General features: G+C 73.2%; 8 protein-coding genes. All 8 read right to left on the bottom strand.

What is annotated here, in order from left to right:
• Window positions 1-147: 147 nt before the first annotated feature.
• A complete protein-coding gene (locus tag ACFV8H_RS11405) occupies window positions 148-1,218 on the bottom strand; it encodes an RICIN domain-containing protein (RefSeq protein ID WP_380398596.1) in 1,071 nt (356 codons plus the stop codon).
• 100 nt (window positions 1,219-1,318) lie between these two features.
• The gene (locus ACFV8H_RS11400) at window positions 1,319-6,997 is read right to left on the bottom strand and encodes a PA14 domain-containing protein (protein WP_380398594.1); all 5,679 of its coding nucleotides are present in this window, start codon (window positions 6,995-6,997) and stop codon (window positions 1,319-1,321) included.
• Window positions 6,998-7,635: 638 nt separating this feature from the next.
• Window positions 7,636-8,109, bottom strand: coding sequence for a hypothetical protein (locus ACFV8H_RS11395; protein WP_380398592.1), 474 nt, complete (start codon window positions 8,107-8,109; stop codon window positions 7,636-7,638).
• A gap of 21 nt (window positions 8,110-8,130) precedes the next feature.
• Window positions 8,131-8,982, bottom strand: coding sequence for an ECF transporter S component (locus tag ACFV8H_RS11390; RefSeq protein WP_380398590.1), 852 nt, complete (start codon window positions 8,980-8,982; stop codon window positions 8,131-8,133).
• Window positions 8,979-10,652, bottom strand: a complete 1,674-nt coding sequence (locus ACFV8H_RS11385; protein ID WP_380398588.1) for an ABC transporter ATP-binding protein — start codon at window positions 10,650-10,652, stop codon at window positions 8,979-8,981. Before ACFV8H_RS11385 ends, ACFV8H_RS11390 begins: the two co-directional genes overlap by 4 nt.
• Entirely contained in the window at window positions 10,649-11,896 is a 1,248-nt protein-coding gene (locus tag ACFV8H_RS11380; protein ID WP_380398586.1) for a CbiQ family ECF transporter T component, read from the bottom strand. The genes ACFV8H_RS11385 and ACFV8H_RS11380 overlap by 4 nt, the downstream gene beginning before the upstream one ends.
• A gap of 4 nt (window positions 11,897-11,900) precedes the next feature.
• Window positions 11,901-13,013, bottom strand: coding sequence for a hypothetical protein (locus ACFV8H_RS11375; RefSeq protein WP_380398584.1), 1,113 nt, complete (start codon window positions 13,011-13,013; stop codon window positions 11,901-11,903).
• The gene (locus tag ACFV8H_RS11370) at window positions 13,010-14,566 is read right to left on the bottom strand and encodes a prenyltransferase/squalene oxidase repeat-containing protein (RefSeq protein ID WP_380398582.1); all 1,557 of its coding nucleotides are present in this window, start codon (window positions 14,564-14,566) and stop codon (window positions 13,010-13,012) included. Before ACFV8H_RS11370 ends, ACFV8H_RS11375 begins: the two co-directional genes overlap by 4 nt.
• Between the last annotated feature and the right edge of the window lie 123 nt (window positions 14,567-14,689).

The raw sequence follows: 14,689 nt of genomic DNA, 5'->3' as shown, positions 1-14,689 counted from the left end.
CTATATCAACACACCCTAAATCGTCGGCTGCGTCTGTTGTGTATAAGACACAGGTCGACGTGGTATAGTCGAGGGGGGTGACCACACAGCGCGCGGTGGGGGTGTGGGGGCCTGGGCCACCACACCCCCTCACCCGACCGGGCGCTGCTACGTTCCGGCGCAGTTGGTGAACGTGGGCCTGGTCCGTGCGCTGTAGATGCTCGCGCCGCCGTTGGTGTCGTACTTGAGGGGCACGGTGATGGTGTCGTCGGCGGTCCAGGGGAAGCCCTGGGCGTCGAACGTGAAGGTTCCGGTGGCCTTCGTGGCCAGCTCGGACAGCGTGACCCAGCCGTACTGGCGCGGGGGCACGCTCACGGTCAGCTTGCTGCCCAGCTCCTGCTTGAGGTCCAGCGTGGTCGATCCGTTGATCTCACCGGTGATCGTCAGCTCGACGTTGGCCAGGCCGATGTTGCCGCCGACTTTCAGGCTCCCGCCGAGCTTGAAGCCGATGGTGTTGGTCCACCCCGTGGTGGTGCTCAGCGAGAACTCCCACGGGATCGTGGTCGAGGTGTCGTTGAACCAGATCGGGGAGACACAGGCCTCCGGCAGCGTGAACGGCGGTGTCTGGCTGGTCGTGGACCACGAGCAGGTCGCCGTGTCCTTGTTGCACCGGGCGGCCGCGTAGTCCACGGCCATGTTCCACGCCGTCTGGTAGACCGCGTCGGGCAGCGTCCACTGCTGGTACGGCGTGTTGTCGCAGCGGTAGGTGTACGCCCAGTTGTCGTAGGCGGGGGGTATCTGGACGGTCAGGCAGGAGTTGTCGCCGACCTGGCGGATCCTGAACGCCTTCTGCGCCGATCCGGCGATCGGCTGGAAGTACCACTGCTCGGACGCCCGCCCGTCGCAGGGCTGTTGCCGCAGCTGGTAGCGGGCGGTGGTCAGGTCCACGCACTTGCCGGTGGTGGTGTTGACGATGGCGAAGCCCGAGCCGAGGCTCATGTTCGTGTTGATGCGCCACGTCGTGGCGGACCCCGGCGCCGGGTTGACGGAGACGGCCGCGTTGTCGTCGAAGCTGCCGTCCTGGATGTCCAGCAGCTTCCCGTTGCTGACGTTGGCGAAGGTCAGCTGGACCAGCGCTGTGAGGCTCGCCTCCGCCGGGGGCGCGGCGGTGGCCGGCACCGCGCCGACCCCCACGACCGCACCCACCATCGCGCCGATGGCGGTCGCGACCCGCCACAACGATCTTCTCTTCCTGACTGTGGTTCTGGCCACGCGTGGTCCTCCCATGGTGGGTGTTCCGGTCGACCGGCGGGCGACCGGGGCTTCCGACGGCGTTCCGCTACCTCCTGAACCTGCTGATCACGTTCCTCGTCGTGTGCCCCAGTCGGGCGGCTGCGGCGCCGGCTAGGATCGCCGCGCCCAGGCCGCTCGGATCGGCCTGGGGGTGGATGAGGTTGTCCACCACGTCCACTCGCGCGCTGGCCTCCTCCCGGGTCGACTTGGCCCCCACTTCGTGCTCCGCCACGGGGTCGACCGCCTTGCGCTCCCCCGTGCCGTTGATGCGGCACAACGGGCATTCCTTGACGGCGTCGTTCCCGTGCAGGGGGCACGCGGCGTTGTGGACGAGGAGGTATTCGGTGCCGACCCGGACGTGGTAGGTGTGGATTCCGCTGACGCTGAGGTTGTAGACGCTCTGGTCGGCGACCTCACCGCGGTCGTGGACCGCGGCGACCCACACGGTGTCGGCGCTCGACGGGTCGCGGACGAGGTCTCCGGCCCTGAGGTCTCCGGCGTCGACCCAGCCACGGTCCTGGACCCAGAAGGGGTGGCCGGCGGTGGCGGTGATCGCCGCCCGTTGCGGGCCCCGGACGACGATGTCGATCAGGTGCTTGGTCCCGTGACCGACGATGACCTCCGCGACGGGCTCCCCGACCGTGACACCGGTGGCCGGGTCGGTGGCCATGACCTGGTCGCCTTCGTGGATCTCACTGATCGGTTTCGTGCTGCCGTCGGCCATCTCCACCTGGGTGTCCGGGGAGAAGGAGTTGCACCTCTCGACGGCCGCGGCGGCCCTGCCCAGCGTCGAGGCCTCCTTGGCGGCGTCCTTGGCCACGGTGCTGGCGAGTTTGCCGCCGGGGATCATGCCGAGCGCGTCCATCGCCGCGGCGGCCTTGTTGCCCTGGGCGAGCTGGCCCGCGGCCGCCAACCCGGAGGAGACCGTTCCGATCGGGCCGGGCACGTAGGCCACCACCTCGGCCGCGGTGGTCGCCACGTGCACCACCGACTTCCAGGAGAACGTCCCGGCCAGGTCCAGTCCGTTGACCGGGTCGCCGTTGACGTAGTCGTAGTCGTTGGCCGATCCGCCCGACACCGGGTCCAGTTGCAGGAACCGGCCCAGCACCGGCAGGTAGACGCGGGCGCCCATCTCGATGGCCTGTTGACCGGCCAAGTGCTCCACCGGCCGCTCGTGCTGGCCCAACCAGCCGAAGTCCATGCCGCCGGCCGCGGTGGCCGGGGTCGGCACGTCGGCGAAAGCGCCGGTCGTGGGGTCGATGTTCTGCCCGAACGGGTCGTACAGGTGCAGGGCGCCGGTACGGGCGGCGGTACCGTCGGCGGTGAACAGCACGTCGCCGTGGATGTTGGGATAGGACCAGTTGGTGGTGGCGGTCCGGTCGTAGTTCTTGGTCAGCAGGACCCCGCCGGGCAGCGCCACGATCCGCTGCAGCAGAGCGCCGTCCTTGTCGAGGACCAGGTCCGCGTCGTCGTGCTTGGAGGTGTAGGAGTAGCGGGTGGTCCCGTTCTTCGACTGGTCGGCGGCTCCGGTGACGGTCCGGCCGGTCAACCGGTCGGCCGGGTCGCGGGTGTAGACGATGCTGGTGCCACCCGCGGTGGTGGTGGAGACGTGGCGCTTGGTGGAGTCGTACCCGAGGGTGTCGCCGCCGATCTTCACGGCGTCACCGCGGGCGTCGTAGCCGAACTCCAGCGCCAGGCCGCCGGTGGTCGCGGTCAGCCGGTCGGCGCCGTCGTAGCAGTAGTCGGTGGTGACCGCTGCGGCGCCGTCGCGGCTGTCGGTGGACGCGGTGCGGTTGGTGTTCAGCCCGGAGGTCCTGGCCGGTCCGCACCCGTCGGCCGGGTCGAACCGGTAGGTGAGCCGGTGGTGCGGGACCGTCGCGGCGACGAGCCGGCCCACCGGGTCGTAGGTGTAGGAGTAGCTCGCGGTGTTCCTGCCGTCCTCGGTCACCGCGTCGTCGGTGATGCGGTTGTCCCGGGAGCGGGTGACGGTGTCGACCACGGAGGAGGCCACGGTCTTCCACGCGAGCGCTGTGGGCTTGCCCGAGTCGTTGCGCGTCAACGAGTCGAGGCGGGATCCGTTGCCGTAGGCGACGGCGGCCAGTTCGGCCGCGGCGGTGTAGGCGGGGGTGGCGACGACGGTGCCGTCGAGCTTGACCTGGGTCAGCTGGTTGGCGTCGTTCCAGGCGTAGGACACGGTGCTGGACACGCCCTTGACCGTGGTGGTGTCGGTGGCCAACCGGCCGACCTGGTCGTAGGTGGACGTCGACGTGACGCCGTTGGCGTCCGTGTAGCCCACTTCCTGGCCGAGCAGGTCGATCACGGTGGTGATCGACCCGTTCGCGTCGCCGGCCTTCGAGGTGAGCGGGTCCCCGCCGACCGCGTAGTCGTAACCGACCGTACGCGCCGGCTTGTCCCCGAAGGCCGGGAAGACCTTCTGGATCGTCCGCCCGCGTACGTCGTAGCTGGTGCAGCTCCACGGTTCGTCGTTGACGCGCTCAGCGACGAGACGGCCGGCCTCGTCGTAGACCGTCTCGCTGGTGAACGCCGACCCGCTGCCCGGTTTGGCTCCGGTGACCGTCTTGGTCATACCGGCCTGGTTGGCGGCCGGGGCCTTCGGGTCGCACGGGTTGGCCCGGGTCTCGGTGTCGCCGTAGTACGTGGTGGTGTCACGCCGGTCGGGGTCGGTGATGTCGCCGGCCGGTAGCGCCTCGGCCAGCTTGCGCAGGTACCCCGTGCCCGGCTGTTCGAAGGTGGAGCGGGCAGTGAGGTTGAGCCCGCCCGGGTCGGCCGTCGCGGACACCTTGAGTCCGTACACCGGGTCGATGCCGGCAGCCGGGTCGGCGTAGCCGCTCGCACCACGCCTGGACGGTGCCCGCTCCTGGTCGCCGCCGGAGGTGTCGTCGGTGGTGGTGCCCGTCGCCCAGCCGTAGCGGGGTGCGAGGTTCGTCCCGGGTACCGGGACCGGGGTACCGGTGCCGGGCGGGGTCCAGGTGAAGGCCAGGGCCCCGGTCGTGCCGGAGCGGTTGTAGTAGTCGACGCGGACGCGGTGCCGGCTGCCGGCCGTGGTGTTGGCGTACGTGCCGGTGACCGCGGTGGCGGGCTTGTCGCTCCAGCTGTCGACGGTCAGGACGTCGTCGACCCAGAGGCGGACGCCGTCGACGGCGGTGAACCCGAGGCCGTACTGCCCGGCGGCCGGGAACTGCACCTCGCCGGTGAAGCGTCCGGACCAGCCGCCGGTGTTCGCCACCGGCGGGCTCGGTCCCCACGACCGTGACAGCGCCCCGTCGGCGGAGCCGACCCCGGTGGCGAACGCCTGTGGCACGCCCGCCAGTTCCGGGTTGTCGTAGAAGGCGGCCGACAGCCCCGCCAGTCCCTCGTCGTAGGTGGTGTGGGTGTGCGGCATCTTCGCCGCGCAGGCGGGTGTCGGGGTCTGGCCGGTGAAGCAGGACGCCGGCGCGGGCCCGTACTTGTCGACCGGGCGGTCGGCGTGGTCGTAGACCGTCGTGGAGCGGCGGCCGGCGCTGTCGACGGCCGCGGTGGCCTGGTCCTTGGTGTTCCACTCCGCGGCGATGCTCGCCCCGGTGAAGTCGGTGGTGACCAGGGTGCGTCCGGCGTCGTCGTAGGTGACGGTGCGGGAGCGGGTGGAGTCGTACACCCCGGCCAGGGCGACGGTGGCCTGCTTGCGCTCCAGGTAGTACTGGTAGAAGTGCTCGGCGCGCTTGTCGGCGGAGCGGCCGTCCGGGGCCGGTGCCAGCACCTGGACCGCGCGCAGGGCGGGCGGCTCCTGGGGCTGTTCGGTCACGGAGTCGTAGCCGATCACCGTACAGGCGGCGGCGGTGTCACCGGTGTTGGTGCACGCGTTCGCCGCGGACGGGGCCTGGTGCGCCACCCAGTCGTAGGCCAGGGCGTCCCGGATGGTGGCCAGCGGCCCGATGCTGTCCAGGGCCTTCTGCTTCTCCTCCTCGTTGTCCCCGGCCTCGTCGTACCGCTGCTTGGCCGAGGCCCGGCCCAGGTAGTCGAAGTCCTGCATGACCGCGCCGGGGTTCTCGACCCGGGCCAGGGTGCCCATCTGGTACCAGAGCCTGGTCTCGCTGCCGTCCCAGTACCGGATGCGGCAGAGCATCTGCGGCGGCGCCGGGTCCGAGCCGGGCGGGCGGGGCGTTGCGCCGTAGCAGCCGTCGCCGCCGTCGGTGTTGTAGAAGAGCTGGTGCGACCGGCCGGAGACCGGGTCCTTGATCTGCGTCAGCCGCGGCGGCGTCCCGCTGTAGAGGTACTGCAGGGCGGCCGGCTTCTTGCCGTCCAGCACCGACTCCACCGCCGCCAGCGTGCCGTCGGGGTTGAACAGCGACACGGTGTCGCCCTCGGTGAGCGTGATCCGGCCCGAGGTGTCGAAGGCGAGGACGCCGTCCTCACCGGCCGGCGGCGCGTAGCCGCCCGTGGAGGCCTTGGCCCAGGTGTGCTTGCCGCCGGCTCCGTCGGTGAGCACCACCGAGCCGTCCAGCATCTCGGCACGGCTGTAGCCGCTGGACTGCGCCGACAGCGTCCAACCCGCCGGCAGCGCCTGGGAGTCCGCGGAGAGCAGCCACTCCGTCGGCACGATCCTCGGATCCAGGTTGTGGGCGCGGTGGTCGTCGGTGCCGGTGCTGCTCTTGGCCCACAGCACCATGCGCGGACGGTCGTCGGAGTGGTGGTACAGCTCGACCCGGATCGGCACCAACTGGCCGGCCTTCAACGCGAGCTCGCCGGCCTGGCGCGGGCCGGGCAGCAGGAAGTCGTTGCCGGGCTCGGCGGGCCCCGCGTTGTCGTAGACGAGCTTGTCGCCCAGCCAGATCCGGGCGCCGTCGGTGTGGGCGCCGGCGAACCGGAAGTCCCCGGTGACCGGGGCCTTGAACTGGCCCTCCCAGCGCACCACGAACCAGTTCTTGTCCAGGGCGGGCGGCATCGGGTTGTCACGCCACGGCAGGTTGTCCGGGTTGCCGGTCCAGGGGATGCCCCAGTCCAGGTTGACCTGTGACTCGCCGCGCACCATCACCGGGATCGCGTCCGGGGTCCCCGTGTGCCGGGAGTCGTTGAAGTACGAGGTTCGGACGCCGTGCGGGGCGCCCTCCCGGGAGTTGTAGGCGAGGTTGACGCCCGCCGATCCGCCGACGGTCTGGAACGCCGGCCCGGCGGCCTCGACGTGCGCGTTGCCGTTGAACAGGTTCACCGTGACCGGGCCCAGGTGGTCGGTCGGTGCCGGCCCCGGGTCGCCGACCCGCTGGTTGACCGTGAAGTGCCCGACCCACTGGGGCGGCGTGGCGGTCGTCCCGCCGGACACCGCGGTCGCCGCCGTCCAGGTGTACCGGCCGCCGTCGTGCAGCACGTGCTTGGGGACCGTCCACTGCGGCTGGTCGAGGCACCCGGAGTCCACCACGCTGCCGGAACGGCCGTCGAACCCGGTGGAGACCTTGAAGCAGTAGAGGACGCCGTCACCGGCCGCGGCCACCTGCAGCGCGGGCGTCTCCGTCCCCACCACGGCGCCGTCGACCGGGGACACCGGGCTGGTCTGCGGCGCCTCCTGGGCTGCGGCGCGCTCGCGTCCCCGCTCGTCGGAGCGCGGATCCCCGCTGGTCGCCAAGGGTGCGAAGTCGGCCTTCGGCTCCCGCAGTTCGGCCTGCGACTGCTGCCCGGCCCCCGACGGGACCGACAGGATCGGCAGGTCCCGCGGCACCGCTCTCGATGCCACGGATACGGGTGAGGACGCGGGCGAGGAGGCGGGCGCGGACGCCTGCGCCGGTGGCAGGCCTCCCGCCTGCGCCAACGGAGCCACCAGCGCCGTCGCCACCACGAACACGATCCACCGGAACCGCGAGCGCGCGGACGACCGCGCCATGCCGGCACCTCTGGACAAAGCCCCCTCCAACCCCGTTGACGTCCGCCGGACCCGTGGCACGGCAGGACGCGTATCCACGCTCCTCCGGTCCCGACCGGAGGACTCGGGCAACGAATCCTCCGCGAACGACGGACCCCACGGAACAGGGCCGGTACACCTTGGCCGGAAGCGCCGAACCGCCGCGCCTCCAAACGGAACACCCGTCACAGCGTCCGGCCGTCACCGCCCGGACGCTCCTGTCAGGGACATGTTCAATAACATGCCCGCGGGTATCCCTAAGCGGAGTCGTGGAACGGCCCGGCGCCCGCACCCCTATTGGCCGAAAACCGCACGGCCGGTCGCCCCTGCGATCGGCCGGTCAGCCGATCGGGGCCTCGGTGGGCCGCCGGGGCAGTCGGTCCTCGCGTGGGGCCATGGCTCCGCTCATCATCCTTCCTGGGATCGGCCGTGCCTGGGGGGGTTGCGGCAGGCCTGCGGGGGCCCTGCTCCGCTCAGGCGTCCGCCGGCCCGGCGAGGATGCAGCCGCCGCACAGCGCGCCGGCCCGGTCCGGTGCGGCCCGGTAGATGAGGCAGCAGCTGCGGCGACGGAAACCGGCGCCGTCCGCGGCCACGGTGCCGGCCCCGCGCAGCGGCGGAACCGTCAACAGGTGCCTCGCGAACTCCCTTGCTGCCAGGGCGAGTTCCGGCCGCGAGCGGGCGACGCCCGCAGCCGCTCCGTTGACCGCCGACGCGACGTTGCCCCAGCGGATCCGCGGCGAGACGGAGTAGGCGGCCACCGCTTCGCCCAGCTCCCGCACCGGCCCGTCCAGCACCTCCGCCGCGAACCGCGCGGCGAGCTCGGCCGGGTCGGCGACGGGAACGGCGTCGCGGGCGGGCAGCGACAGCGGGAACAGGCCGCCCGGCGTCGGCTGCCACCTCGCCTCCCGCAGCCCGTACCCGAGCAGCGCCCCGTCCAGGACGGCCACCGCGAACGCGGCCCTTTCGGTTCAGGCGTGCGCCTGCCCGGTGGGGTGGGCGACGGTTCGTGGCTCCGCCGCGGCGGCCGGGCCGTCCGGGGCCTCGAAGTGCACCGTGGGCTCGAAGTTGGCGCGGCGGGCCGCTCGGCGGAAGACGGTCAGGACGGCGGGCCCGACGACGAGCACGGCGGTCAGGGTGGTGACGGCGCGGCCGGTGTCCCAGCCGAGCGACGTGGCGAGGTCGAACAGCAGGTAGCGGTGCCACTGCTCGGTGAAGGGCAGACCGGGGAGGTAGGCGATCGAACTGTTCGGGTCGGTCGAGAACGGCCAGAAGGACAGGTTCAGCAGGAAGCCGAACAGGTAGCCGGAGAAGGCCCCGTACACGGCCAGCACGGGCACCTCCACCCGGCGCCGCCGGGTCTTCGGCAGCAGGCCGGCGAGCATGCCGACGAAGGCGCAGCCGAACATCTGGTAGGGCATCCAGGGGCCGACTCCGCCGGTGAGCAGGGCGGAGGCGAACAGCGAGGTGCAGCCGAGGGTGAAGCCGAAGCCGGGGCCGAAGACGCGGCCGGCCAGGACGAGGATGAAGAAGACCGTCTCCACGCCGGCCGTCCCGGCGCCGAGGGGTCGGAGCCCGGCGTTGACGGCGGACAGGACGCCAAGCATGGCGAGCGCCTTGGCGTCGATGCCGCCGGCCGAGATCTCGGCGATGACGACGGCGAGGACCAGGACGAGCAGGGCGCCGAAGATCAGCGGCGGGGCGTAGTTGGAGCCGAACTTCCCGGGTGCGACGACGAACGGCCAGGTGAAGGCGACCAGGCCGATGAAGGCGGCCAGGGCGACGACGACGCGGGCCCGGCCGGGGATCCGTACGGCGGTCATCGCGCGGCCTCCGCCGGTTCGAGGGCCTCGGCGACCTGCCGGGGCGTCAGGTAGCCGAGTGGGGCGAGGATCTTGGCGGTCTGCGGGGCGAAGGTGGGCGAGGCGACGATGACCTCGGCGGTCGGCCCGTCGGCGACGATCTCGCCCTCGGCCATCACCACGACGCGGTCGGCGGCGGAGGCGACGAACTCGACGTCGTGGGTGGAGACGACGACCGTACGGCCTTCGGCGGCGAGCGCGTCCACGATGCCGGTGAGCGCCTCCTTGGCGTGGTAGTCGAGCCCTCGGGTGGGTTCGTCCAGCAGCACGACCCGTGGTGCGGCGGACAGTTGGATCGCCAGGACGAGGGCCAGCTTCTGCCCCTCGGAGAGGTCCCGGGGGTGGGTGTCGTCCGGGATCCCGGGGGCCAGGCGGTCCAGGATCTGCCGGGCGGTCGGCCCGTCGGCGCCCTCGGCTTCGACATCGCTCTGGGCGAGTTCCTGGGCGACCGTCTCCAGGTACAGCAGGTCGGTGGGGGTCTGCGGGACGAGCCCGACCAGCCGACGGGCCCGGGCCGCAGACAGGCGCCCGGGGTCCGCGGCCGGGCCGCCCCCGGCCCCGGCCCCGGCTCCGGCTCCGGCTCCGGCTCCGGTGACCTTCACGCTGCCGCCCTGGCGGGGCCCGGAGCCCTGGAGGGCCCAGAGCAGCGAGGACTTGCCGGAGCCGTTGCGGCCCATCAGCGCCGTGACCTCGCCCGCGCGCAGGTCCAGCCGGACGTCCCGGACGGCGGCCACCGGCCCGTACCGGACCACCACGCCCTTCGCCTCCAGCACCGGTTCCCCCGCCACCGCTGCCCGGCGCGGCGGGGGAACCGGCACGTCGGCGAGCCGCTCCCGCAGCGGTGCGGCGGCGCGGCGGGCGTCCCGGACGGACAGCGGCAGTGGCCGCCATCCGGCCAGGCGGCCGAGGTCGACGACGGGCGGCGCGATCGCGGTGTCCCGGAAGACCTCGGCGGGCGGACCGTGCACGACCGTCCCGTCCCCCGGCAGGTAGGCGACGCGGTCGGCGTACTGGACGACTCGCTCCAAGCGGTGCTCGGCCAGCAGGACGGTCACCCCGAGGTCGTGGACCAGCCGGGTGATCGCGGCCAGCACCTCCTCGGCCGCCGTCGGGTCGAGCGCGGAGGTCGGCTCGTCCAGGACCAGTACGCGGGGGTGCGCGGTGAGGACGGATCCGATGGCGACGCGCTGCTGCTGGCCGCCGGAGAGCTCGTGCAGGGCGCGGTGGCGCAGCTCGGCCAGGCCGAGCAGGTCCAGGGTCTCCTCGACCCGCTTGCGCATGACCTCCGGGGGGATCGCCAACTGCTCCATGACGTAGGCGAGTTCCTCCTCCACCGTGTCGGTGGTGAAGCCGGCGAGCGGGTCCTGTCCCACGACGCCGACCACGTCGGCGAGTTCTCTCGGCGGGTGGTGGGCGGTGTCCCGGCCGTCCACGGTGACCCGGCCCCGCAGGGTGCCGCCGGTGAAGTGCGGCACGAGGCCGTTGACGGCGCCGAGCAGGGTGGACTTGCCCGCCCCGGTACGGCCGACCACCAGGCAGAACTCGCCCTCCGGGATGTGCAGGTCGACGTCGCGCAGGACGGGCGTGCTCTCGCCGTCGTACACCACGCCGACCCGGTCGAATCGGATCACGTGCTCACCTCGGAGGTCGTGCGGTCGGTGGTGGTCGTGGTGGTGGTGGCGTCGTCGTCGGGGTACGCGGTCGGGCGCGGCCCCGGCACGGCGGTGGGTCCGGGCGTGCGGCCGGGCGGCGGCGAGACGATCCCGGCCGCACCCGCCAGGAGCAGGGCGAGCACCGGGACGAGCGGCAGCGTCGGCCAGGTCAGCGGGTAGAGGGAGGGGTTGAGGTCGGTGGCGTCGTAGCCGACGGTGGCGAACAGCAGCACGGCGGCGGCCACTCCGCAACCGGCCACGCCCCACTCGGCGGCCCGCCAGCGGTCCGGCCGGTAGGTGGTGCGCCGCACCCGGCGCCCGCCGAGCAGCAGACCCGCCACGCAGAGCACGGCACCCGCGAGGAAGGCGGGCAGGCCGAGCGCGGCCGGGGCCGTCCCGTCCAGCAGTCCGTACACCCCGGCGCACAGGCCGCACATGCCGAGCAGCATCAGCGCGCCGGTGAGCCGGCGGGACCGGCGCGAGGCGGTGCCGGAACGCCCGTAGCCGCGCGAGTCCATCGCGGCCGCGAGGCCGAGCGAACGCTCCAGCGCGTCCTCCAGGACCGGCACCACGATGCTCCGCAGGGCACGGACGCCCTTGCGCCGCCCCGCACGCAACCGCCGTGCCCGGGAGACCCGTTGGACGCTCTGCACCAGCTGGGGCGCGACACTGAGCGCCACCGTCACGGCGACGCCGAGCTCGTACAGGGCACCGGGCAGGACGCGCAGGGCCCGCTTCGGGTTGGCGAGGGTGTTCGCGGCGCCGATGCAGCAGATCAGACAGGCCAGCCGCAGCCCGTCGAAGGCCGCGGAGAGCGTGGCCTCCAGCGAGACCGGGCCGCCGATCCGGATCCCCGCGTACCAGTCGGGGGTGGGGATGTGCGGCAGGGAGAAGAGCAGGTGGTCGTGCGGGGTGATACCGGTGGCGAAGACGCATCGGAAGACCACCCGGATCGCCACCACCGTCAGCGCCAGCCACAGGTAGTAGGTGAACCCGCGGGCCCACGGGGCCTCGCTGCGGCGGGCGGTGACCACGTAGCCGAGCACGGCGAGGACGAGCAGGAGCAGCAAGGGGTTGGTGGTGCGGCTGGCCGCTGTCGCCAGGGCGAGCGCCCAGGCCCACCAGGCCAGCGGGTGAAGGTTGCGCGGGGCGCGCCGGCCCCCCGCGCTCCGCCCGGCGGCACGCCGAGGGGAGCCGGGACGGCGGGTGTCGAACGTGCTCACCGGATCACTCGGCCCGTCGGCGACGGCGTCGGGCGGCCACCACCGTGGCCACGCCCAGCGCCACGACGAGGACCGACCCGAGCACCGCGGGAACCATCGAGCCGGCGTCGTGCGGGGCGTCGGCCACCGGGTCGGCGTCCACCACCCCGCCGGGCACGGCGGGCGCGGACGTCACCCCGGCCGCGGCCACGGCCGTCTGCGGTGTCGGCCCGTCACTCGGGGGCGCGGTCGGCGGGGCGGTGGACACTTCGGCCGGAACCGGCGTGGGCTCGGGCGCGCCCGGCGGGGTGATGCCGTCCGCGGGGGTGTCGGCGGCACCCGTACCCGCTCCCGGGGTCGTGGCGGGCGCGGGCGGACGGGCTCCGCCCGGCCGGGGTGCGGCGGGGGACGGGCCCCGGCCGGTCGCGCCGGAGCCGCTGCCGCCCGTCGTACCCGATCCAGCCGTCGTACCGGATCCGCCCGTCGTACCCGATCCGCCCGTCCCCCCGGAACCGCCCGCTGCTCCGCCGGAGCCGCCCGTCGTGCCCTGGCCCGGGTCTGCCGGCTGCCCGCCGGGGCCGGGGTTGTGGGCCCGGACACTGTCCGGCGAGAAGGTCGGACGCCCCTCGGTGCCCTCCACGTTGGTGCCGCCGAAGATCCACAGGTCGACGCTGCCGGGCTTCGGCTGGTAGAGCATCGCCCCGAGCTGGCTGTAGGACCATTCGTTCTGGCCCGGATCGGCGTGCCAGTACGACCAGTACGCGGTGGCCGGAGGTGTCAGGACGCACTTCTCCTGGTCCGGGGTCGGGAACTGCTTGCCGCCCTGGTAACCGCTGTAGCCGATCCGGCAGATGAAGGCCGGGCCGTCGTGGCCGGTGCCGGTGGTCTTCCAACCCCCTTGGTTCAGCAGGGTGTAGCCGGTGGTGGGCGTGGAGCCGCAGGAGCGCAGCAGCGGGCCGCCCCACTTGCTCAGGTCCACGGCGAGGACGACCCCGGAGGTCGGGGTGCACTGCTCCATCGGCAACGGCGCAGCAGCAGCCGGGACCACGCCCACGGCGAGGCCGCCGAATGCCAGCGCGGAGGTCAGTGCCGCCGCCCCGGACAGCCGGGCGAGCCGCTCCCCGAGTCCCCGGCTCACCGGTGACGCCCCGGAGTGGCCGCGCTGCGGCGACGGGCGACGATGACGGCAGCGGCACCGAGCGCGGTCAGCGCACCGGCACCCGCCGTCAGCGCCAGTGCCTGGGATCCGGTGCTCGCGAGGTGGTCCGAACCGGTCCGCACCGGTACGCCTCCGACCGCATCGGCACCGCCGGACGACGGGGCGTCGATGCCACCGGACGACGGCGGGCCGGTGGTCGGGTCGGGCCCGGTCGTGGTGGGCGAGCCCGTCGGGGTCCCGGCGGACGTGGTCGTCGGGGTGGAGGTGCCGGTCGGCGTGGAGGTGCCGGTCGGGGTGGGCGTACCGGTCGGAGTGGTGGAGGGAGTACCCGTCGGGGTGGCCGTACTCGTCGGGGTGGCCGTACTCGTCGGGGTGGCCGTACTCGTCGGGGTGGGCGTGCCGGTCGGAGTGGTGGACGGCGTCCCGGTCGGCGTCGGCGAGCCGCCGAGGTCGCGGGACAGCGTGCCGAAGGAGATGCCGGTGGCACCGCCGAGCACCTGCGTGGACGCCCGGACGTCCGACCCCCGCTGCCCGGCGGAGGCGACGTTGAACCCGCCGTCACCGTTCTGCTGCCCAGCGAGGAAGTCGAGCGCCTTGGCGATCTGTCCCCCGTAGGCGGCCTTGCGCAGCGTCATGCCCTGGACGGCCAGCGCGGCCGAGTTGGTGGAGTCGCCGGCCGCGCCGGGGAAGCCGCCGTCGGGCAACTGCCGTGCGGCGAGCCAGCCGAGGCCCTTGTCGACCGCCTGGGCGGCCTCGTCCCCGGGGACGAGGGCGAGGGCCATGACGGCCATGGCCGTGCTGTCCACATCCGAGTCACCGGCGGCCGGGATCAGGCTCGGCCAGGACCCGTCCGGGTGCTGGAGGCTCCTCAGGTAGCCGATCGCGGGAGCGGCACCGGTCGGCTCTCCGGCCCGGAGCTGGGCCATGACGGCGAGCGCCTGGGAGAAGACCGAGGTGGCGTAGGTGTAGTTGCCCGGGGCGTCGCAGCCCGTGCTCGCGTCGGCCTTGGTGCACACCATCGCGGCGAGGGCGGCGATCAGGTCGTGGCCGCCGAAGTTCCGCGGGTTGCGGCCGACCGCCTCGGCGAGCAGCGCCTCCTTGCCGATGGACCCGCCGCCGGCGTACTCGGTGCCGATGGCGGTCCAGTCGTTGACGGTGCGCGCGCTCGCGTCCTTGCCCTGCTGGTCCAGGAAGTCGACGATCCTGCGCAGCGCGGCGTCGTCCGTGCCGGTCGCGGCGAGGGCGTAGGCCCCGTCGATGGTCAGGCCGAAGTCGGCGAAGGCCGGGAACCCCTCGTAGTAGTGACCGTCGGTCAGGCGGGACGGGTCGGTGAGGTAGCCACTCCCCTTGGCGGCGTCCGGCTTCCTCCCCGCGGACGGGGTCGGTGTGGCGGTGGGGCCGTCCGCGTCGTGCCGGGCGGTGGTGAGGTCGGTACCGGTCAGGGCCGGGATCGTCGGCCGGGCTGCCGCGCTCTCGGGGTGTCCCAGCAGGACCGTGCCGCAGGCGGCGACCGCGACGGCACCGGCGACCACCAGCGAGGCGAGGTCCCGGTTTCTGTGACGTGTACGACTGCTGCTGACCCTCACGACGACTCCCTGGTCGGTCGACACGGGAGAAACGGCGCAGCCGACGGCCGCCCACGGGGAACACCGGGC

Source organism: Kitasatospora sp. NPDC059827 (assembly GCF_042731675.1).
GTDB lineage: Bacteria > Actinomycetota > Actinomycetes > Streptomycetales > Streptomycetaceae > Kitasatospora.
Note: the sequence above shows the minus strand (reverse complement) of the source record. Positions and strands in the feature narration are given on the sequence as shown.